Source organism: Parabacteroides sp. KHUB-01 (genome assembly GCF_056640935.1).
Genome location: NZ_CM153256.1, coordinates 24,325 through 47,380, shown reverse-complemented (window position 1 = coordinate 47,380; position 23,056 = coordinate 24,325). Strand labels below are relative to the sequence as shown.

17 protein-coding genes are annotated in these 23,056 nt (G+C 39.2%); 3 read left to right on the top strand and 14 right to left on the bottom strand.

Annotation, left to right across the window (positions count from 1 at the left end; all coding sequences use genetic code 11):
- Positions 1 to 111 precede the first annotated feature (111 nt).
- The 8 genes from ACYIAR_RS00215 to ACYIAR_RS00180 all read right to left on the bottom strand — a co-directional run bounded on the left by ACYIAR_RS00215 (position 112) and on the right by ACYIAR_RS00180 (position 8,698).
- On the bottom strand, positions 112 to 1,623 hold the full coding sequence (locus ACYIAR_RS00215; RefSeq protein WP_480331340.1) for a cobyric acid synthase: 1,512 nt from the start codon (positions 1,621 to 1,623) through the stop codon (positions 112 to 114).
- Positions 1,624 to 1,811: 188 nt separating this feature from the next.
- Complete coding sequence (locus tag ACYIAR_RS00210) at positions 1,812 to 2,516, bottom strand: Crp/Fnr family transcriptional regulator (protein WP_299229916.1); 705 nt, start codon at positions 2,514 to 2,516, stop codon at positions 1,812 to 1,814.
- A 120-nt stretch (positions 2,517 to 2,636) separates the two neighbouring features.
- Positions 2,637 to 3,497 carry an N-acetylmuramoyl-L-alanine amidase-like domain-containing protein gene (locus ACYIAR_RS00205; protein ID WP_480331337.1) on the bottom strand — a complete coding sequence of 287 codons (861 nt, stop codon included), beginning with the start codon at positions 3,495 to 3,497 and terminating at the stop codon, positions 2,637 to 2,639.
- 1 nt (position 3,498) lies between these two features.
- Positions 3,499 to 5,520: an excinuclease ABC subunit UvrB gene (gene uvrB / locus ACYIAR_RS00200; RefSeq protein WP_480331335.1), complete on the bottom strand. Its 2,022-nt coding sequence runs from the start codon at positions 5,518 to 5,520 to the stop codon at positions 3,499 to 3,501.
- A gap of 55 nt (positions 5,521 to 5,575) precedes the next feature.
- The gene (locus ACYIAR_RS00195) at positions 5,576 to 5,776 is read right to left on the bottom strand and encodes a PspC domain-containing protein (protein ID WP_299229922.1); all 201 of its coding nucleotides are present in this window, start codon (positions 5,774 to 5,776) and stop codon (positions 5,576 to 5,578) included.
- Positions 5,777 to 5,972: 196 nt separating this feature from the next.
- Positions 5,973 to 7,130 (bottom strand): molecular chaperone DnaJ, encoded by a 1,158-nt coding sequence (dnaJ, locus tag ACYIAR_RS00190; protein ID WP_299229924.1) that lies wholly within the window; start codon positions 7,128 to 7,130, stop codon positions 5,973 to 5,975.
- Positions 7,131 to 7,144: 14 nt separating this feature from the next.
- Positions 7,145 to 7,768 carry a nucleotide exchange factor GrpE gene (locus ACYIAR_RS00185; protein WP_480333685.1) on the bottom strand — a complete coding sequence of 208 codons (624 nt, stop codon included), beginning with the start codon at positions 7,766 to 7,768 and terminating at the stop codon, positions 7,145 to 7,147.
- A gap of 192 nt (positions 7,769 to 7,960) precedes the next feature.
- A complete protein-coding gene (locus ACYIAR_RS00180; RefSeq protein WP_299229928.1) occupies positions 7,961 to 8,698 on the bottom strand; it encodes a copper homeostasis protein CutC in 738 nt (245 codons plus the stop codon).
- A 250-nt stretch (positions 8,699 to 8,948) separates the two neighbouring features.
- Here ACYIAR_RS00180 and ACYIAR_RS00175 point away from each other — a divergent pair, with 250 nt between their 5' ends.
- A complete protein-coding gene (locus ACYIAR_RS00175) occupies positions 8,949 to 9,347 on the top strand; it encodes a Dabb family protein (protein WP_299229930.1) in 399 nt (132 codons plus the stop codon).
- Between the two features lie 101 nt (positions 9,348 to 9,448).
- On the opposite strand, the gene ACYIAR_RS00170 is transcribed toward ACYIAR_RS00175, so the two are convergent.
- Together ACYIAR_RS00170 and ACYIAR_RS00165 are read right to left on the bottom strand one after the other, a co-directional pair.
- Complete coding sequence (locus tag ACYIAR_RS00170; protein WP_480331331.1) at positions 9,449 to 10,951, bottom strand: RagB/SusD family nutrient uptake outer membrane protein; 1,503 nt, start codon at positions 10,949 to 10,951, stop codon at positions 9,449 to 9,451.
- Positions 10,952 to 10,981: 30 nt separating this feature from the next.
- Positions 10,982 to 14,080 (bottom strand): SusC/RagA family TonB-linked outer membrane protein, encoded by a 3,099-nt coding sequence (locus ACYIAR_RS00165; RefSeq protein WP_480331329.1) that lies wholly within the window; start codon positions 14,078 to 14,080, stop codon positions 10,982 to 10,984.
- A gap of 1,011 nt (positions 14,081 to 15,091) precedes the next feature.
- Between ACYIAR_RS00165 and glyA the strand changes: the two genes are divergently transcribed.
- Positions 15,092 to 16,372: a serine hydroxymethyltransferase gene (glyA, locus tag ACYIAR_RS00160; protein ID WP_299229936.1), complete on the top strand. Its 1,281-nt coding sequence runs from the start codon at positions 15,092 to 15,094 to the stop codon at positions 16,370 to 16,372.
- Positions 16,373 to 16,504: 132 nt separating this feature from the next.
- Positions 16,505 to 18,847 (top strand): family 20 glycosylhydrolase, encoded by a 2,343-nt coding sequence (locus ACYIAR_RS00155; RefSeq protein ID WP_480331327.1) that lies wholly within the window; start codon positions 16,505 to 16,507, stop codon positions 18,845 to 18,847.
- Between the two features lie 147 nt (positions 18,848 to 18,994).
- On the opposite strand, the gene ACYIAR_RS00150 is transcribed toward ACYIAR_RS00155, so the two are convergent.
- From ACYIAR_RS00150 to tgt, 4 genes are read right to left on the bottom strand one after another with little or no spacing between them, the layout of a single operon-like run.
- The gene (locus ACYIAR_RS00150; RefSeq protein WP_480331325.1) at positions 18,995 to 19,540 is read right to left on the bottom strand and encodes a hypothetical protein; all 546 of its coding nucleotides are present in this window, start codon (positions 19,538 to 19,540) and stop codon (positions 18,995 to 18,997) included.
- A 49-nt stretch (positions 19,541 to 19,589) separates the two neighbouring features.
- Complete coding sequence (gene corA, locus ACYIAR_RS00145; RefSeq protein ID WP_480331323.1) at positions 19,590 to 20,663, bottom strand: magnesium/cobalt transporter CorA; 1,074 nt, start codon at positions 20,661 to 20,663, stop codon at positions 19,590 to 19,592.
- Between the two features lie 30 nt (positions 20,664 to 20,693).
- The gene (locus ACYIAR_RS00140; protein WP_480331321.1) at positions 20,694 to 21,779 is read right to left on the bottom strand and encodes an LptF/LptG family permease; all 1,086 of its coding nucleotides are present in this window, start codon (positions 21,777 to 21,779) and stop codon (positions 20,694 to 20,696) included.
- Between the two features lie 51 nt (positions 21,780 to 21,830).
- Positions 21,831 to 22,961 carry a tRNA guanosine(34) transglycosylase Tgt gene (gene tgt / locus ACYIAR_RS00135; protein WP_480331319.1) on the bottom strand — a complete coding sequence of 377 codons (1,131 nt, stop codon included), beginning with the start codon at positions 22,959 to 22,961 and terminating at the stop codon, positions 21,831 to 21,833.
- Positions 22,962 to 23,056 lie beyond the last annotated feature (95 nt).

Here is a 23,056-nt window from a genome sequence, read left to right as displayed (position 1 = left end):
ATTTCAAATCAGGCATAAAACATAAGTTTATGCCTGACTATATTGGTTTTTCAACAAATATTTCCGGTAAATATACAATATTTTCCGTATTAAATACAAGAAGTATGATTTTTATAAGTCGGAAGAATCACTTTTAAGACTTTTGTAGATATAATCCATATCCACATGCTGTCTTACCCAATCGGCCAACTTATCATATTGCTCATTTTTGAATGTCGCATAATCAAAGTTATCATTTACAGGATTTTTATCGAATCCTTCAGCCAGATGATTGAGAACGTCAGTGTTATCCAAAATACCGTGCATATAACTTCCCCAGCAATTCGGGCCCAGATAATATCCGTCTGTGCGCCCGTCTTCCAGCAATGCTACAGGTTTTTGAGGAGCGTCGCCTATAATAGTTGTCCGTCCCATATGTATTTCATATCCTTTGCAGGATTTCGTCTCAGGATTTTTGCCGTTAAGGAAAGAGAAGTTGCTCTGTTTAGTAATTTTCTCCGGCTCAATAACCGTGCACTGAGGCAAAAGTCCCAAGCCAGGAATAACAGGAATATTTCCTTCCAATGCATTCGGATCTTCCAGCCTTGCTCCCATCATCTGATATCCGCCACAAATGCCGATGACTTTCTTTCCGTTCTTGAAGCATTTCACTATTACATCAGCGACTCCATTGGCACGCAAGTGCTGCAAGTCTGCCAAAGTGTTCTTTGAACCGGGCAACAATATGATATCTGCCTTTTCGATGTCTTCCGGATTATTTGTATAATATGGATTAAAACGCGGGTCCATTTCCAGAACATCAAAATCAGTGAAATTGGACATGCGCTTGAGCAATATTATTGCCACATTGATTTTTCCGCTGCTATAAGTTCTCATCTTCCTTTCCAGGACAACTGAGTCTTCTTCTTCAATCTTGATATTGCTGAAATAAGGAACGACTCCTACAACCGGAACACCGGTCATGTCTTCAATTATTTTCCTTCCTTCGTCGAAGAGAGAAATATCTCCACGGAATTTGTTTATGATTACGCCTTTTATACGCTTGCGTTCTTCTTCAGTCAGCAAAGCTATTGTTCCATATACGGAACCGAAAACTCCACCACGGTCGATATCTGCGACAAGATATGTGTCTGCTCCGGCTTTTATTGCCATTCTCATATTTGTTATATCACGGTCGCGCAGATTTATCTCGGAAATACTTCCTGCTCCTTCCAGAACTATAGGATTGTATTTCGACTCTAAGCGGGAGAACGCTGCTACTGCTTCCTTGAACAATTCCTCTTTCTGAAGTTTCATCCCGAAATAATCCTTTGCAGACATATTTCCAATTGGACGACCGTTGAGAACTACTTGCGAACCTTTGTCGCTAGTCGGCTTCAGCAAAACGGGATTCATATCAGTATGAGGCTCAATGCAGCAAGCTTCTGCCTGTACGACCTGGGCTCGTCCCATCTCGCCGCCATCGATAGTTGAATAAGAATTCAAAGACATATTTTGTGCCTTGAAAGGCGCAGGAGAATATCCATCTTGTTTGAAAATTCGGCAAAATGCTGCATTGATGACGCTCTTGCCAGCGTCGGAGCAAGTACCGACAAACATTATTGGTTTTAAACGATTTTTCATTATTATAGTGTTTGAACTATTTCTTACTTGTGTAGGGCAAATTTATATATTCTTATTTTTATTGACAACACACCATATTTATATGGCTCATAAAAACAAGAATCCCATCCAGTGCAAGACTTCTCACATTGGATGGGACTATATTATTAAAAAAGTTATTGACAGAGAATTACTACAGTATCGGGATTTTATCCCATTTTGCTTATTTTACGCAATTTATCTTCATCAATCAGCTTTATTTTTCTTCCGTCGATTGCTATTATTCGCTCTGCGACAAATGTTGAAAGAGTTCTGATTGCATTTGAAGTTGTCATATTCGACAAATTAGCCAAATCTTCGCGGGCAAGATAAATACTCAAAGTAGCACCGTCTTCTTCCAATCCATAGCTATCTTTCAGGAATAACAAAGATTCTGCCAAACGGCCTCGAATATGCTTTTGAGTAAGATTTACTGTTCTCTCATCTGCAATACCCAAGTCTATTGACAGCTGGCGAATAAAGAACATTGCCAATTGAGGATTTGCCATAATCAGGTCCGTGACAATAGTCATAGGAATCATACAAACTGTTGATGCTTCGAATGCTGAAGCATTAGTCAAATAATCTTCCTGAGCAAAGTTTGCTCTATAGCCAAAATACTGGATAGGCTTTATCATTCTGATTATCTGGCTTCTTCCTCCAACACCATCTTTGTAGATTTTGACCTTTCCTTTCAGAAGGCACATCATCTCTTTAGGCTCATCACCTTCACAATATATCAATTCGTTGCGCTTGAAGTGCTGTATAGACGAATTGTTTCGAAGAATATCGCGTTCTTTTTCAGTCAATACTCTCCAAACTTCCGACAAACTAGCCGAAAAATCTATTTCTTCTCTTTTTTGCTGCTTTACCACGACTGCTATATAACATACTTATCAAGCACAAATATATGGATTTTTATTTTAAATCAAAAAAATGTATGAAAGATTTTTTATTAATTACTTATATCATGAATTTTATTACTATCATATCATTCAATGATTTATATCATTTACTCTTATTATCCAAATTCCTTTTATTTTAGATTGCTTATTCAAGTACTCTTTTAAGCTTTCTCTATTTATAACAACTCTTTTCTCAGCTGACGAAGCATGAATAAATTTAAGCATGCCATCTTGCCAATAAGCAAATGCCATATGTGAGACATCCAGGCCTTTAATGCTTGTTACAAAGCCAATTATATCTCCATTTTTGATTGAACAACTTGCCTTATCGAGCGATTCTTTGGGAATATAATAGTAGTCTCTCTGGTTTGCTTCTTTTTCATATTCTCGGATAATGGCGGTCCATTCCGGATTGGATTCGAGCTGTTTATACAAATTTGGATGAGAAGAGATAAAAGACAAATCCAAATGATATTTTATGTTTCCTTTTATTCCGGATGTAATATCTTTCAAGATACCTTTCTTTTCATTATAAGTTTTCCAGTCTGCAATATAATGCAATCTTTCCGTATAAGATACTTTTCCGTTTCTATATCGGATATTCTCCAACGTATTACAATAGTCTGCAAAATTCTTTCCTCCGGTCTGAGATGTACGGACTAGGGCAAGAACTGTTTCAACTAATGTAGTACAATCCAGTTCCCTTAAGTTCACGACCAGAGTTTCCGGAGTTTTCTCCAATGTTGAAGCAACATAAGGCAAATCAAGAAATAGCTTTGCAGTACTGATTATCTGCTCTCCTGCCGGCTCAGACGACTTGTCAGACAGAAAAGCAATATATTTCTCAACTTTCAGAGAATCTTCCTTGTGATAAAACTTTCGGTCTTGTGCTTCAGCCTTTGGTAATCCAAGGCTGAAAACACACAGAAACAACAATATTAATTGTCTCATATTATTCCTTTTTATTTTTCAACAATTCTTCTAGTTTCAGAAGCTCATCTCTGTATTGTGCAGCTTCAATAAACTCCAGCTTCTTGGCAGCTTCATTCATTTGCTTTCTTGTTCTTTCGATAAGCTTTTCAAGCTGCTGAACATTCATATATTGTGCAACAGGGTCGGCTGCAACCGGACGTTCCGGCTCGACATAAGCATAAGCCTCGGCATTCTGCTGCTTTTCGGCTACAATAGAAACACTGTTCTTAACGACCTGTCTTGGTGTTATGCCGTGAGCTTCATTATAAGCCATCTGCTTTTCTCGCCTACGGTTGGTTTCATCCATAGTCAGCTTCATGCTTTCTGTTATCTTGTCCGCATAGAAAATAACTTTTCCGTTTACATTTCTTGCTGCACGTCCAGCTGTCTGTGTAAGCGAACGGTGTGAACGCAAGAATCCTTCTTTGTCTGCATCAAGAATAGCAACAAGCGAAACTTCCGGCAAGTCCAAACCTTCTCTCAACAAGTTTACTCCGATAAGAACATCAAACAGGCCTTTTCTCAAGTCGTCCATTATCTGAACTCGCTCGAGAGTGTCCACGTCGCTGTGGATATAATTACATCTCACTCCCATTCGGCTCATATATGTTGTGAGTTCTTCCGCCATTCGCTTAGTAAGAGTAGTGACAAGGATTCTCTCGTCCTTAGCTGCACGCACTGTTATTTCTTCCATCAAATCATCAATCTGATTCAATGTCGGGCGAACTTCAATAATCGGGTCAAGCAATCCGGTCGGACGAATCACCTGGTCAACAACAATTCCCTCGCTCTTCTCCAGTTCATACTCTGCAGGAGTGGCGCTCACATATATGGCACAAGGAGTAAGTGACTCAAACTCATCGAATGTAAGCGGGCGGTTGTCCATTGCTGAAGGCAGACGGAAACCATATTCCACAAGGTTTTTCTTTCTTGCATAGTCGCCGCCATACATTGCCCTGATTTGAGGAATAGTAACATGGCTTTCGTCCACAACAAGAAGGAAATCTCTAGGGAAATAATCAAGAAGACAGAAAGGTCTTTCGCCTGCGGCGCGTCCGTCAAAATATCTGGAGTAGTTCTCGATTCCGGAGCAATGACCGAGTTCACGAATCATTTCCAAATCGAAGGTCACGCGTTCATACAGACGTTTTGCCTCGTAATGCTTTCCTATTTCCTTCATATACTCGACTTGTGTGCCCAAATCCACATCAATCTGGCTGATTGCCTGGTTGATTCTTTCCTGAGTGGTAACGAAAAGGTTTGTGGGATAAATATTTAATTCGTCCTGCTCGTCAATCTCCTGCCCTGTCTGAGGGTCAAAGGACGATATGCGGTCTATCTCGTCTCCCCAGAATTCGATTCTGTATGCTACACCATCAAATGTTTCAATTGCAGGGAAAATGTCAACAGTATCACCGTTTACACGGAAGCATCCGCTTTTAAATTCCAGCTTGTTGTTTATATACAGAGCATCCACGAATCTTCTGATAAGTTTGTCTCTGTCAATCTGCATTCCTCGCTCGATATGAGTGACCTTTTCGGCAAATGCTCTCGGATCTGCCATACCATAAAGACAGGAAACAGATGAAACAACGATTACATCTCTTCTTCCGGACAGCAAAGACGCTGTGGCTCTCAGTCTCAGTTTGTCAATCTCGTCATTAATTGCCAAATCCTTTTCTATATAAGTATCGGTAGATGGCAGATATGCTTCCGGCTGATAATAATCGTAATAAGAGACAAAATATTCAACAGCATTATTCGGGAAAAACGCCTTGAATTCGCTGTAGAGCTGAGCTGCAAGCGTCTTGTTGTGGCTCAATATCAATGTCGGTTTCTGAACTTCCTTGATAACATTCGCAATCGTAAATGTCTTTCCCGAACCAGTTACTCCGAGTAATGTCTGATATGGCACTCCATTCCTCAATCCGTCAGACAAAGCCGCAATTGCTTCCGGCTGGTCTCCCATCGGACGGAATGGTGATGATAATTCAAAATTCATTCAATTCTTTGTTTGAAATCGTCAAATTAGCAAATCTGGTTTTCTATATCCGATATTAATAGTAAATTTTTTCCTGAGGAATTACCAACCATAATATCAGATACAACAGAATTCCTGTTCCCAGCATGAAAAACATAAGAACATATATAATACGCACGATAGTCGGGTCAATATCAAAATAATTTGCTATTCCGGCGCAAACTCCGGCTATCATTTTACCATTTACAGGTCTGAGAAGTCGTTTTGGATTTTCCATACTGATTCATTTTAGTTATTACAGAATAAAATAAATAGAATATAAAACACAAAAAGCTTGGTTTATACTTTCTATCTTATTCAAAGATATAAAAGTAAAAAACAAATGTCAAGTCTATTTTAACTCTTAGCCATAAAAAAAGTAGCGACATCTTTTAGAAGCCGCTACTTATCAGTATATAAGAACTTATTCTCAATCAATCAAACAACCTTCTGAACTTAGCAAAAATCTTTTCCTTCATGGATTTGTTCGGCATGAAGTTTGGAGAATTTTCCAGTCCGTTAAGTGTTTCTTTTTCTGAAGAAGACAATGTTTCAGGAACATAGACGCTGACGTTAACAAGCAAATCTCCTGTTCCGTAGCCGTTCACTGAAGGAAGACCTTTGTTTCTCAAGCGCAATACTTTTCCAGGCTGTGTTCCCGGTTCAATTTTAAGTTTGGCTTTACCGTCGACAGTAGGAACTTCAACGCTGCATCCCAATGCTGCCTGAGGGAAGCTCAACAGCAAGTTATACAACAAATCGTTGTCGTCACGAATCAAATCAGGATGTTCTTCTTCCTCAATCAGGATAAGCAAGTCACCATTGATACCGCCGTGTCTTGCAGCATTACCTTTTCCGTTCATTGACAACTGCATGCCTTCAGCAACGCCGGCTGGAATATTTAAAGTGATGATTTCTTCATCGCGAACAATACCTTCACCATTACATTCCGGACATTTCTTAACGATAGTCTTTCCTTCACCACCGCAAGTAGGACAAGTTGTCTGAGTCTGCATCTGTCCCAAGATTGTGTTGGCAACACGTGTAACTACACCTGAACCTTTACAAGTTTCACATGTTTTTGTTCCTTCGTCGCCATCAGCACCTGTTCCGTGACAATGCTTACAAGGAACATATTTCTTAACCTTGATTTTCTTTTCAACTCCGTTTGCGATGTCTTTCAGAGTCAGCTTCACTTTCACACGCAAATCAGAACCTCTGTTTACGCGTCGTCCGCCACGTGAACCGCCACCGAATCCGCCAAAACCGCCGAATCCGCCAAAATGACCACCGAAAATATCACCGAATTGAGAGAAGATGTCATCCATAGACATACCGCCGCCGAATCCGCCTTGTGAAGATGCGCCTCCAACTCCGGCATGACCGAACTGGTCATAACGCTGACGTTTCTGCGGGTCGCTCAACACATCATAAGCTTCTGCCGCTTCTTTAAACTTTTCTTCAGCGTCCTTGTCGTCCGGATTCTTATCAGGATGATACTGGATTGCCTTTTTTCTATAAGCTTTCTTTATTTCATCTGCTGACGCATCTTTGCTTACGCCCAGCACTTCGTAGTAATCTCTCTTTGCCATCTTCCTTCCTTTAATTATTCTCCAACAACAACTTTAGCGTGACGAATCACTTTCTCATTAAGCATATAACCTGTCTGAACGCAGTCAATAACTTTTCCTTTCAGGTCTTCCGTAGGAGCCGGAATAGTAGCGATAGCTTCATATATATCAGCATCGAATGACTGTCCTGCAGTTTCCATAGCTTTCACGCCCTGTGAAGTAAGATATGCAATAAACTTGTTGTAAATCAGCTCAACGCCCTCTGCCACAGCTTCAACATTATCTGCTTTACGCACGTTCTGCAATGCACGTTCAAAATCATCTACAACAGGAAGAAGCTGAGTCAAAGCATTTTCTCCACCATTCTTTATCAATTCTGATTTTTCTCTAAGTGTTCTTTTACGATAGTTATCGAACTCTGCCATCAGGCGAAGATGTGAATCGTTAAGTTCGTTATATTTTGCCTGCAACTCAGCAAGTGGGTCAGCCACTTTGTCAGTTTCCTCAGTGTTGTCTGACGAATTTACCTGCTCTTCATGCAAATTTGTCGCATCCTGCTGAACATTTTCCTGTTCAACATTCTCATTAATTTGCTCTTCGTTATGTAAATCTTTCTGGCTCATATCTAGTAATCTTTTATTATTCTTTTGTTTAACAATGTGTTAAAAGGATATCTTCAGAACTTTATCTGTTTACTGATTCCTTTTACATTATATTATACAGCAAAAAGGTTGCCAAACTTCAAAAGAACTGACAACCTTTTGTGTTTTAGTTGACGAGAGACAATTTGACGAGTTGATAAGGTAAAATATCTTGTCAACTCGTCTCTGTAGCCTAGTCTACTTTTATTTCTATTCTCCGACAAAAACAGCAACTTTCTTATGGTCTGTTTCCACTGTCTCAAATTCAGAAGAAACAGCACTGCTTCCCATCGGAACATTTTCGTTGCGATATTCCATACGGCTGTAAACTATGCTTCTTGCTGAAGTATGGAATTCTTTTGCACCTGTTTCCTTTTCAATAAGCTCAATATTATTTTCACGGACACCGCATCCAGGCATTATGATTATTCTGTCTCCAGCCTTGGCAACAAGTTCCTTCAACAAAGGAATTCCTTTTACGGCATCAGATTGCTGTCCTGAAGTAAGAATTCTGTCACAACCTAATTCTATTAGCTGCTCCAAAGCAGTAAATGGGTCGCGGCACACATCGAATGCACGATGGCAAGTTACAGACAATGGCTTTGCAGCATCAATAAGTCTTTTCATCAGAGGCACATCTATATCTCCTTCTTTTGTCAGACAACCGAACACAACACCATGAACACCCAACTGTTTGCAAAGTTCTATATCGAGCAACATCGATTGTATTTCTGCTTCAGTGTATAAGAAATCACCTCCACGTGGGCGAATAATAACATTAATGTCAATATTCGACGTCAGAGCTTGAGCCGTTTTTATTTCTCCATAACTTGGAGTAGTTCCGCCTTCCGGAATTCCTGCACATAACTCAACTCTAGTCGCTCCGCCTTTCTCCGCCTCTACACAGCTTTGGGCAGAATTGGCACAAATCTCTATAATTCGCTTCATATAATCTGTTATTAATGTTTTTGAGTGCTCAAATATGTCGTAACACAAATGAACAGCTTACAAATTCATATTCTTTCTCACTGCAAAGATACATCTTAAAATCCATATTTCACATATTATAATGTAAGTTGTATAATCAGCTGTTATGATAGTCAAAACTAATTTGAAATGATTCAAATCTTCATTCTTAAAAAGAATAACATATCTTTGAACTCACAAATAATAATTGTATAACCTAATTTAATAAAGAATGAAAAGGAGAGAATTTTTCAAAGGAGCAGGAGCTGCTACAGTTATGGCTGCAACCGCAGGAACAATTTCATCTTGCACGTCGGAAAACAAATTGAAATCCGGTGAAATATATCACACAGTTCAGTTCGACCTAAAATATCCTGTCGGCTCTGCTGAAGCAGAAAACTTCATTAAAGACGGTGTAAGAATACTTACTGCTGTTCCTGGTGTATATGAATTCCAGGCTTGCCGCCAGTGCAGTCCGAAAAACGACTATCAGTATGCTTTCCTTATGAAATTTGCCAACCAACAGGATTTCGACAACTACACAGCAAATCCAGACCATTGCAAGTTTGTGGAAGAAAGATGGAACACCGAAGTCACACGTTTCCAGGAAGCAGACTTCCAAAGTTTCTGAAAAGATAAAATCATAAATAGATACTCAAAACAAAAGGAGTCTTGTAGCCAAACGGCTACTTGACTCCTTAAGCCCCAAAAAATCAATTATACAGGTCCTTATTATGGGACATAAACACCATCATAAGGATTCTGGTCGCCATTAGGCCAGATATCATCAACCATTGATGTATTATTCTTCAATTCTGAAGACGGTATCTGATAAATGAATCTCCATGAATGAGCCGGCAACTGAATTGAACCGCCATAAGCTACATGGTTACCGCCACGAACCAACGGTTTCTCAGTACGAATCATATCAAATGTAGCGAAACCTTCACCATAAAGTTCTTTGCGTCTTTCAATCCAAATTGCTTCAAGCAATTCCTGTCCAGAGGCTTCTGTACGTTTTGCCTGACGCATATCCTGTAATTGCCACAATAATTCTTTTGCTTCGCCTTCCTTGCCCTGGCGTGCACAAGCTTCAGCTGCATTGAGCAACATTTCATCAGAACGCATCACAACTATTGAACCACGACAGTCTTCATTATCCCTGAATTTCATTGAAACCCAGAATTTCTGTCCGGAAGTATTTTCCCACTGCTGCATCTGCTGGAAGCGGATATCTGATTCATCGAAAAGAGCTACGAAATCATCAGCTAAGATAAAGCAAGCGAAAGTCCAGCACGAACGAGTATTGTTATACCACATTGCAAATGGAGAATAGTCACCCATATTCTGTTCCTCAGTCTGCTTGATTGACCAAATCCATGAACTCAATGTATGGTCATTGAATCCAGAAGTATATTCATCATTAGATGTCAACGGATACTGTGCCAAAACTTTTCTAGAATATTCTTCCGACTTAGCCCAATTATGCATAACCTGATATACTTCGGACAAAATACCATCCACAATTGCCTGGTTGAAGACATTAGGATTGCTACTACTGCGAACAAAACCTTCGAGCATAGGTTCTGCAGTTTCAAGGTCAGACAGAACCTGCTGATAAGTTTGCTCCAACGTACCACGCGGCTTTCCTTGAGTAGCTTCAGTTGTCGGTTCTGTATAGATAGGCACACCAGGCATATCTTTTGCTATAGCATATGTCTGCTGGAACAATCTTGCAAGGTTGAAATAAGCCCAACCTCTCATTGCAAGAGCCTGGCCTTTTATATATTGCTTTTCTGTCGCATCACCTTCACAATCGTCGATATATGTAATTACGGAATTAAGGTTGTTGATAAGGCGATAATGGAATGTCCATAGCTGACCTGAACGGAAGATGTCACCACGAGTTTCTCCCCAATAATTATAATTGTAACCATACCAACCACCGCCATTATTTATAACGTCTTCTCCACACATATCGGAAATCATCTGTATAGAAGGAATTCCCCAGTCATCACTACGGTTAGCACCACCACCGCTATAGCACTTCATCTGATAATAGCAACCATTCAATGCAGCCTGTGCACCTGATACAGTAGTGAACACCTGATTGTCAGAGACAGAAGTTGATGGGTTTGTTTCAAGGAAATCACTGCATGATGTCAGACCTCCAGTCAGCAAGCCCGACATTGCAAATACTGTCAATAAATATTTAGCTGGTTTCATCATTTTCATTTCTTTAAAAGTTACACATAATTCAACACATTACAAATTCAGCTGCAGACCAAAAGATACAGACTTGGTAATTGGGAAACGGTTTGCAGTACATCCGTCAATTCCTTGTTCAGGATCTGTACCTCTACCAACAGCACTACCGAATGTCAGGATATTGTCGCCCTGAACATATAATCTCAACGAATTAACCTGGAATTTGCGAGTCCAAGACTGTGGCAAAGTGTATCCCAAAGTTACATTACGCAAGCGGACGAATGAATTATCATATATGAATTTAGATGTATAAGCATTCAAGTAGTTTGCATATGCTGTTGAAATACGAGGGAACTCAGCATTTGTATTTTCCGGAGTCCACGCATCAAGCATATCAGGGTGCATGCCATAACCGATACGGTAAGACATCATTTGTGAATAGTCACTATCGTAAAGTTTTCCACCAATGCTGTAATAAAGCATGAATGACAAATCTATACCTTTATATACAAAGTTGTTAGTGAAACCACCAAACAACTTAGGAATCGCATCACCAAGATACTTTTTCTGTTTGTCGCTAGTCACCTGATTGTAATCTTCTGTCTTTACTCTTTCCTTGACATATTCATTACCGTTTTCATCTGTAGCGTAAACATTCATCCAGTACATATCGTTACCAGTTTCCGGGTTTACACCTGCATATTCTGGTCCCCAGAAATTATATCGTGATTCACCTTCACGCCATTTGAAAACACCTGAGTTGATTTCTTCCTGAGGAAGTTTGGTAATAGTATTCTTATAATGTGTACCGTTCAAATCAATTGTCCACTTGAAGTCTTTAGTGTTGATTGCAGCAAAGTTCAAAGAGAATTCAACACCGACATTCTTCACGTCACCAATATTTCTGTCAATTCCACTGAAACCTGTTGATGGAGCCATAGGCATATAGAACAACAAATCTTTTGATTTACGGCTGAACCACTCGAAACTACCACTAAGTCTGTTGAACATAGCAAAATCAACACCCACATTTGTCTGCAAGTTAGTTTCCCATTTCAAATTCCTGTTTGGCAAACGGCTGATCATAACACCTGCATCGTTATAGTTGTTCAATCCTGTTGCATACAAACCTTGATAAGCATAATATGTTCCAAGATTATCGTTACCCACAGCACCATAGCTGGCTTTCAGTTTCAAGTTATCCAACCAGTCTGTTGTTGAAGACATAAAATCTTCATTTGATATACGCCAAGAACCGCCGACTGACCAGAACTTACCCCAGCGATTGTCCGGATGGAAACGAGAAGAACCATCGGTACGGAAGCTGGCAGATACATAATAACGATCTTTATAGTCATATTCAGCACGGCTCAGGTAACTCATAAGGCGATAATTATCAGTATATGAGTTCATAGAGTTCATCTCAGAAGCAGCACCGATTTCAGTTATACCAAAGAAAGGCAAACCACGTTTAGATGCATCGAGATATTTATAATTCATTGAATAAGCTTCCTGACCAACAAGGACATTGATAGAGTGATCTCCAAAAGCCTTTTCGTAAGTCAAAAGGTTGTTCAATGTCCAGGAGAAAGTACGGGCAGAACTCTTGTAAGCTTCACCGCCATAACCTGCTGCAAAACCATATTCACTGTTTGTATATCCGTCGTAAGTATAACCAACATAGTCGAAACTAAAGTTAGTACGCCATTTCAATCCAGGAATAAAGTCAATCTCGAAATATGAACGCGCAGAAGCGTTGTCATTCATATAAGGATACTTATTATATTCATTATCGGCTACAGTGTTCCATCCACTCCATCCTGTACGGTTGTCACCATAATCGTAAATCAATTTACCATTGTCGTCACGGGCATAAGCTCCTGCTTCAGCATCCCACTTATAAATAGGATAAATGGTAGGCATAGTGCGGAGCATCCAAACAACAGATTCACTTGAAGAACCTTCGCGTTTGCTATGTGACAAGTTAATATTAGTTCCAACCTTTAACCACTTGTTTACCTGATAATTCAAATTAGCACGGGTAGTGAAACGTTCAAATTCAGAAATAGTGAAAACGCCCTTGTCGTTCAAGTAGCCGGCAGAAAGATAATAGTCAGCTTTCTTTGACTTACCACTGAAGTCAACATTATATTCCTGGCGAAGACGAGATTTCATCAAAGCTCCTCTCCAATCGCCAGAGTAAAGCAATTCAGCATCAGGATTCATTTTACCGTCAAGACCTACTGGCTGGTCTACGCTGAATGGATTTATACCAAACTGTCCGGTAAGGTAAGTTGAAGCATAGTTGGCAGCATCGCTCTGAGCATAACCGTTATCCATATAACCATTATAAAGGGCTTGCCATGTTAACTCAGAATATTCCTGCGGAGATAATGCACGAGGCAAATCTACAGCAAGGCTTGACCAACCCCAAGATGAACGGAAATTAATCTGACCTTTCTCGCTGTTACCTTTCTTTGTTGTAATCATCACAACACCATTTGCTGCACGTGAACCATACAATGCAGTTGCTGAAGCATCTTTCAAAACGGTCATAGATTCGATATCTGCCGGGTTGATAGCATTCAGATAACCATCATAAGCAGTTCCATCGACAACATATAGCGGAGAACTTGAAGCATTCATTGAACCAATACCACGAATCATAATTGTAGCATCTTCGCCCGGCTCACCAGTACTGTTCAAAACCTGAACACCACTACTCTGTCCTTGCAAAGCCTGTGTAACGTTTGATGCCTTGATTTTTTCCAATGATTCGCTCTTAACTACTGTAGCAGAACCCGTAAAAGAAGATTTCTTTCCAGTACCATAGGCAACTACCATAACTTCGTCCAATGCAACCAAATCTGGTTCCATAACAATCTTCATAGTTTTACCGTCAATCTTAGTTTCGATGGCTTTATAACCAAGATAAGAAACCAATAAAGATTTTGTTTTTGGGGAAACTTGAATAGTGAAATTACCATTTAAATCGGTAATCACTCCGGTATTACTCTGTTTATCCATAATAGATACACCCACCATTGGTAAACCGTCTTCAGAAGAAACGACAACTCCCGAAATCATCCTCTCTTGCGCTTGCAACGTTTGTGAGAATATTGCTGCAAGACCTAGCATTGGTAACAATTTCCTCATAAAATAAACTCTAATAATTAATAATTAAAAAAACACATTGAAAAGCACGAGTCTAATCAAGAAAAAGGTTAACACTTCAACTAAACTAAAATAATTAATCTACATTTCTCATAGCGCTTTTCTCTAATCACAAATAAAATGAATTATTATTAAAAATGCAAGTTTTTATTAAAAAAAACCATTAAAAATATATAATTTATAACATATTTCTTCTTTAATGTTGCCTTTCTCTCATCTATTAATTCAAAATTTACTATTTTACAAGACAACACATGAAGCAATTTACACATTATCTATATGTAAGTAAAACAACAAAATATATATCATTTTGATTAAATATAGCGTATTTGTCTGATTGCTTTAATATTTATTTTCTTGCGTTTTTACTCAAAACGAGCTATAATTCTGGACTTTTTCGGGAATAATTACAACATATTCGGCAAACATCTACAAGAAATCTTGGATACAACTATAATTATCTTGCTATACTATTATATTTATTCACCTATACATCTATATATATTTACCAGAATGTCCGGATAAATTTCCCGGAATCTAAAGAATTTGTCGGGAAAGCGCCTAATTCCTTGTCCAAATTCGTCTGGAAGAGAGCAAATCACGAACGTAATTCAAATATCATTTTTCCATCAATAAAAACTTTTCTCCGAATGCATTTATATAACCAATCACAAAATACCAGGTAATTACTGTTCAAGTTACACAAATATAACCTCCAATACTTACATATTGAAAAAGCTAAACTCTCTGAGAGTCCGACAAAATTCATCAACCTTATCTCATGCCTTAAAAACACGAGCCACAAGAAGTTTATTTATCAAAATGTCAAAATTGACATTTTGATACTTTCTGTTTTGAGTATCTACATTAATCCACTCTCGGAATATGAGATTTTGCTAAAAAGAGGCATGGGTTTATAGTTCATATATAAAAAAACATGCTAAATTTGCAAAAGATGTAATTCTATTTCTTAATCAAAATTTGATATTAAATATGAAAAGGGACAACATTATTTTTGACATCATTGAAAAAGAACATCAGCGTCAGTTGAAAGGTATTGAGTTGATTGCTTCTGAAAACTTTGTAAGTGAACAAGTAATGCAGGCAATGGGAAGCTGCCTGACTAACAAATATGCCGAAGGTTATCCTGGGAAACGTTATTATGGTGGTTGCGAAGTAGTAGACCAGAGTGAAACAATTGCAATCGAAAGATTGAAGAAAATATTCAATGCTGAATGGGCAAATGTTCAGCCTCATTCAGGTGCACAGGCTAACGCAGCTGTTCTTTTGGCTGTTCTTAATCCTGGTGATACTTTCCTTGGTTTGAATCTGGCTCACGGCGGTCACTTGTCTCATGGTTCTGCTGTGAATAGTTCAGGTATTTTGTATCGTGCTACAGAATATAATGTAAAAGAAGAAACCGGACGCGTCGACTACGACCAGATGGAAGAAGTTGCATTGCGCGAAAAACCGAAATTGATTATCGGTGGTGGTTCTGCATATTCTCGCGACTGGGATTATAAGAGAATGAGAGAAATCGCTGACAAAGTTGGCGCTTTGCTTATGATTGACATGGCTCATCCTGCAGGTCTTATCGCAGCCGGATTGTTGAACAATCCGTTGGAATATGCTCATATTGTAACTTCAACAACTCACAAGACTTTGCGTGGTCCACGCGGTGGTATCATCCTTCTTGGCAAAGACTTTGAAAATCCTTGGGGAAAGAAAACTCCAAAAGGCGAAATCAAGAAAATGTCACAATTGCTTGATTCTGCTGTATTCCCAGGAATTCAGGGCGGTCCGCTTGAACACGTAATTGCTGCTAAGGCTGTTGCCTTCGGTGAAGCATTGGAACCAGAATATAAGGAATATCAGATGCAGGTTAAGAAAAATGCAGCTACAATGGCTCAGGCATTTATCGACAAAGGTTACAAGATTATTTCCGGCGGTACTGACAACCACAGTATGTTGATTGACCTTCGCACTAAGTTCCCTGAACTTACTGGTAAAGTTGCAGAAAGAGCTTTGGTTGCTGCTGACATTACTGTCAACAAGAACATGGTTCCATTCGACAGCAGATCAGCATTCCAGACATCCGGTATCCGCATCGGAACACCAGCTATTACAACACGTGGAGCAAAAGAAGAGTTGATGGGTGAAATCGTTGAAATGATTGATACAGTTCTTGCATCACCAGAATGCGACAAGACAATTGCTTCTGTTCGCGAAAAGGTTAATTCAATGATGAAAGAATATCCTATCTTTGCATGGTAATATTTCAAGGGGACAAGTTGACGAGAAGACAAGTTGACGAGGTTATAATTTATTGTCAGATTGCATTCTTGTCTACTTGTCCCCTCGTTAATTGTCTACTAAAATAATCATAATTCATTAAACTAAACAATCATGAAAAAGCTTTTAGCAACTTTATGTGCCGGAATGGCATTATGCTTATTAGCTTCATGTAATGAGGAACAAGGTGTAGTTAAAGTCTACAACCAGGGAATCAACATTATCCCTGCACCTATGAGCCTTACACAACATGACGGCCAATTCAAGCTAAACAAAAAAACTACATTTGGTGCAACAACTCCAGAAGCGAAAACTATCGCAGAGTTCTTTGCATCTAAAATGAAAGCTGCGACAGGATATAATATCCAGGTAGCAGACAAAGGAGATATAACACTATCAATTGATGAATCTCTTGACGTAAATGATGAAGGATACGCTCTTGATGTTACTCCTTCAAATGTTACTGTTAAAGCTAAAACTCCTCAGGGTCTTTTCTATGGTATGCAGTCATTCATGCAGCTTTTGCCTGCTGAAATTGAAAGCGCTCAGAAAGTTGAGGGTATTGCATGGACTGCTCCATCTGCAAGCATCAAAGATGAGCCTCGTTTCGGCTATCGTGGTATGATGATTGACCCATGTCGTCACTTTATGCCTGTTGAAGACATCAAGAAACAGATTGATGTTTTGGCATTGTTCAAAATCAACCGTCTGCACTGGCACTTGACTGAAGACCAGGGATGGCGTATTGAAATAAAGAAATATCCGAAACTGACAGAAGTAGGTTCTACTCGTATTGATGGCGAAGGAACTGAACATAAAGGTTTCTACACTCAGGAAGAAATCAAGGAAGTAGTAAAATATGCTGCAGACAGATTTATCACAGTTGTTCCTGAATTGGAAATTCCGGGACACGAACTTGCTGCTATTGCTGCTTATCCTGAACTTTCATGTAAAGGCGAACCAACTACTCCACGTATAATCTGGGGTGTTGAGGATATCGTTATGTGTCCGGGTAAAGAAGATATGTTTGAATTCCTTGAAGACGTTATCGACGAAATGGTTCCTTTGTTCCCTAGCGAATATTTCCATATCGGTGGTGACGAATGTCCTAAGACTAGCTGGAAGAGCTGTCCTCTTTGCCAGAAACGAATCAGAGAAGAAGGTTTGAAAGCTGACGGAAAACATACTGCTGAAGAAAGATTGCAGAGCTATGTTATCCAGCGCATGGAAAAATATCTTGCAACTAAGGGTAAGAAAATCATCGGTTGGGACGAAATCCTTGAAGGTGGTCTTGCTCCTACAGCAACAGTTATGTCATGGCGTGGTGAAGAAGGCGGTATTGCTGCTGCTTTGATGAATCACACTGTTATCATGACTCCTGGCGGAAACGGAATGTATCTTGACCATTATCAGGGCGATCCTAAAATCGAACCGGTTGCAATCGGTGGTATGACTTTGTTGGAAAAGACTTATTCTTACAATCCTGTGCCTGACACATTGGCTCAGATGGGCAAATCTGAATTTGTTCTTGGTGTTCAGGGAAATGTTTGGTCTGAATATCTTTATAATGAAGATATCCGCGAATATCGTACTTATCCTCGTATCATTGCTATTGCTGAAATTGGCTGGACTCCTGAAGACAAAAAAGATTACAAAGACTTTGAACGTCGTATAGACAATGCTTATGTGCGTCTTGACGAACATGATATTAATTATCATATTCCACAGCCTGAGCAGCCTAACGGTTCTTGCAATTTCGTTGCATTTACTGACAAAGCTTCTTTGGAATTCAAGACTAGCCGTCCGATTAAGATGATTTATACAACTGACGGAAGCGAACCAACAGAATCTTCTACTGCATATTCTGCACCTATCGAAATTACAGAAACAACTACTTTGAAAATTGCTTCTGTTCTTCCTTCAGGCAAGATGAGTCCGGTTCGTACTATCCAAGTTGAAAAACAGGCTTTGGCTCCGGCTAAGGAAGTTGCAAAGAAAGCTCCTGGTTTGAATATGGAAGTATTCGACGGAATGTATCTCAATGTAAAAGAACTTGAAGCTGCCAACAAGACTGGCAAGAAATCTGTAATCAAGGAAACTAAAGAATTGAGAAGCCAGGTTAAGACTAGCGAATCAATGCGTGGCGTAAAACAGTATGCTGCTGTTGCTAACGGTTATATTGATATTCCTGAAGATGGTGTATATTATATTTCTTCAGATTTAGAAGAAGTTTGGATTGACGGCAAATTGCTTGTAAACAATGCAGGTGAAGTTAAGCGTTTCTCAAGAAAAGACAACTCTGTTGCTTTGGCAAAAGGTTTGCATGAAATCAAAGCTGTATTCCTTGGCCATGTAATCGGAGGTTGGCCTTCAAACTGGGGTGACGGTTCAATCAAACTTCGCAAAGCTAGCGAAGAGAAATTCGCTGCTGTAACTGGAGATATGTTGTGGCATTAATAAAACAGAACCGGAATTCGGGGAACTTCTTCCCTGTTCCGGTTTTGACAAGATAAAACAAAGGCTGTCTGGATTGATTATCAACAGACAGCCTTTTGTATTTTATAGTCGTTTACCCTATCAGTTTCGCTTATTGCAAACTTAAATTCAGTTCATTTTCTCAAACTTATATCCAAGGCGTTTAAGTTCGATAGCAGCACCAATGCGGAACATAACTTTACAAGCTTTTGCAAACACATAAAATGCAGTTTCGCTCTGAGGCTCGATTTGTTCACGGCGAATAAGAGAAACTGTTGTCTGGGCGCAACGGCGCAACATATTCTCCAAGTTCTGTGCTTCGTTACTTTCAAGTCGCAAGCCAAGCAAATCGCGAACGATGTGTTCGTCCATATCGTCGAATCCACGTTCTCCATAATAAGAACTGTATTCAGCCTTTGAACACAATTCCCAGTTTTTATCCCAGCCGTAAGCAATTGCCAAACCTAGATATGCTGCCCAAGCTACAGAAACTGAAGGATAATCCTTTATCTGCGGAACTGCGTCAACCATATATTCTGGAGCTAGTTTATGCCACATTTCATCAATATCATCTGACGAAAGCAAAACTCCTTCCAACATATTATAGGAAGTGCAAAGACGAAGCAACTCGTGCTGCAACATCGTTTCAAAATTATCCAAATAAACTTTATTCATATTATATTCAATATTATATACTAATTAAAAGGGATAAATTAAGAAGATATTATTTCATAAGCTTCCTTAAATATAACCACGACAGAACTGCTGCCACAAACATAACGGACCAAGCCATAAAATAGCCATATTTCCATTTCAATTCCGGCATTATCTCGAAATTCATTCCCCAAACTCCAACAAGGAATGTTAACGGAATGAATATAGTTGAAACCACTGTCAAACGTTTCATTATGGTATTCATCTTCAAATCATTGTTTGCTATATATAAATCCATGAGAGATGAAACCATTTCACGGCAGCTTTCGACCGTTTGAATTACAAACAGCAGCTGGTCATATAAATCATTATAAATAGGCTTGAGTTCCGTGCTGCTAAAAATACTGTCTGCTCTGTTCATTTTCTGGAACTGTTCTTTTAGAGGCAGACTGTTTTTCCTTAATGTAATATAATCACGGCGTCGTTGCTGAATCATCAGTCCGACCTTTGGCGAATTATGTTCCAATTCCAATAGTTGGGCTTCAATATCCTCGAGCAAATCTTCCGTATGAGTTGAGGCTTCCACAAGATATGAAGTCACAATATTCAGTATATGAGCCAATAATTGTCCACACCCGCCAACTCTAATATTAAGCAAATTATCTTTGATAGCTTTCTCCACATTATCGAAAATAGGACGATTGCTTTCACAGAAAGTTATCAGATTGTTCCCGGAAACCAATATGCCGATATGTTCTACCTTCAATTCGTCATTTTCATCATAATAACAAATATTCAGTATTATAATATAACGATTCTCGTAGAACTCGATTTTCACTATGTGTTGAGGAGTAAGAATATCTTTTGCATCCAAATTATGAAAGCCAAATTCTTTGACAAGCAAACTTACTGTTTCTGCATCTTTCAGTCCATTCACCTGAAGCCAGTTTGTTACTTCCGCCCTGTTTTTCAGCTGACAGAACGACTTCAAGTCTTTTATATCCTGACTTATCAGCGTATTGGAATTATATTGGATAAGTCTGATAAATGTGGGATTTTCGTATTCTCCAATATAATCATAATGCGCGGAAAACCGGGCTGCAGAGCGTTTATGCTTTCTTATGTGATTTAATTTGCGTCTCATAAACGGAGGATGTATTATATTTCCAAGAATTTATCTTGGAGCCTTTCTGTAAAGATAAATCGCGATAAATACATAAATAATATTAGGAATCCAGGCAGCAACCATCGGACTAACACTTCCGTTGATTGCAAATGTTGCCGTGATTGTCATAAAAAGAATATAAGAGAAACTCAATGCTAGACCGATACTGATATTCATTCCCATTCCTCCTTTTATCTTTCGTGATGACAATGAAGCTCCGATTGATGTAAGGATGAATGCAGCCATTATTGTAGCAAATCTCTTATGATATTCTATCTCAAAGGTCTGAATATTACCAATTCCTCGCTTTGACTGACGGCTGATGTATTCGTGCAACTGTGGTGTAGTCATCTTCTCACAGTCGTTAACCGAAATCAGGAAGTCAGAAGGAACAATTGTCAGGACTGTGTCTTTACGACTGCCTTCTGTAATGTGCTCACGCATTCCTTTGAAATCGCGTATCATATAATCAATCAGCGTCCACTGATAAAGAGAATCATACTTGATTGATTTAGCAGTAAGTCTTGATACTAGTTTCTTGTCTTCGAAATGCTCCAATGAGAATCTGTATCCCATATTTGAGCGGTTGTCATATCTGTCGAAATATGCAATAACTCCTGGCGAAACCTCAAGCTGCACGTTTCTGGCATAATCAACAGCCTTGTTCTTGATATACTTGTTCTGGAAATCAATTCTGGTTTTATTTGCCGGCGGAATTATGAATGCATTAAGAATAAAGGTAACTGCAGCAATAATTGCCGCTGAAATTGCATACGGGACCATAAGCCTCCTGAAGCTCATTCCGCTGGAAAGCATTGCTATGACTTCAGAATTGTCTGCCAACTTTGATGTAAAGAAAATTACAGCAATGAAAGTAAACAACGGACTGAGCATACTTGCAAAGTATGGAATGAAGTTCAGATAATAGTCAAAGATAATAGCGTCAAGCGGAACTTCCGGCTTGAGGAATTTGTCTATTTTTTCATTGATGTCAAATATGACAGATATTGATATTATCAATATAATCGCAAAAATGTAAGTGCCAAGAAATTGCTTAATAATATATCTGTCGATACGCTTGAGTTTAAAGTCCACTTTAATTCAAATTTCTTATATATGAAAACTAACAAAACAGACAATCGCTTATCAGAGGCGATTGTCCATTTGTCTAACCATTTGACTCTTCCAGGTTGTAAAATCTCCGGCAATGATGTGTTTGCGTGCCTCTTTCACCAACCATAGATAAAATGCGAGATTATGTATGGATGCAATCTGCAGACCAAGGATTTCGTTTACCTTTATAAGATGATGCAAATATGCCTTGCTATACAATCTGTCCACATATGAAGCTCCTTCAGGGTCAATCGGAGAAAAGTCATTCTCCCACTTCTTGTTGCGCATATTCATTGTTCCATATGCAGTAAACAGCTGACCGTTTCTTCCGTTTCGTGTCGGCATAATGCAGTCGAACATATCAACTCCCCTTTCAATTGCTTCCAGAATGTTGATAGGAGTTCCAACGCCCATCAAATATCTTGGTTTGTCTTCAGGCAGAATTTCATTTACAACCTCAATCATTTCATACATCTTTTCAGTAGGCTCGCCAACGGCAAGTCCGCCGATAGCATTTCCGTCCATACCTTTTGATGCAACATTCTCTGCAGCTCTTTTTCTAAGCTCAGGATAAACGCAACCCTGAACTATTGGGAACAAAGCCTGCTCATAACCATATTTCGGTTCTGTTTCCTTGAATCTGGTTACACAACGGTCGAGCCATCTTTCTGTCAACGCTAGTGATTTCTTAGCATAGTCATATTCTGCGTCGCCAGGACAACATTCGTCGAATGCCATTATGATGTCGGCACCGATTGTTCTCTCAATATCCATCACTTTTTCAGGAGTGAACAAATGCTTGGAACCGTCGATATGCGATCTGAATTCCGCTCCTTCTTCCTTCAACTTTCTGTTCTCTGACAAAGAGAACACCTGGAAACCGCCACTGTCGGTTAGAATCGGTCTGTCCCAAGTGTTAAACTTATGCAATCCGCCTGCCTTTTCCAAAATATCAAGGCCCGGACGCAAATAAAGATGATAAGTATTGCCCAATATAATCTGAGCTTTTATATCATCTTTTAGTTCCGGCATATGAACTGCTTTCACTGCTCCTTGTGTGCCAACAGGCATAAAAATAGGAGTTTCTATTACGCCATGGTCGGTAGTTATCTTACCAGCGCGAGCTTTCGATTTTGTATCTGTATGTAGTAATTCAAATTTCATAGTGCAAAAATAATAAGAACATATTAAAATCCGGCAATATTTACAAAATTGCTATATCATAAAACTTCCAAAATGCTGCAAAGAATAAAAATCAA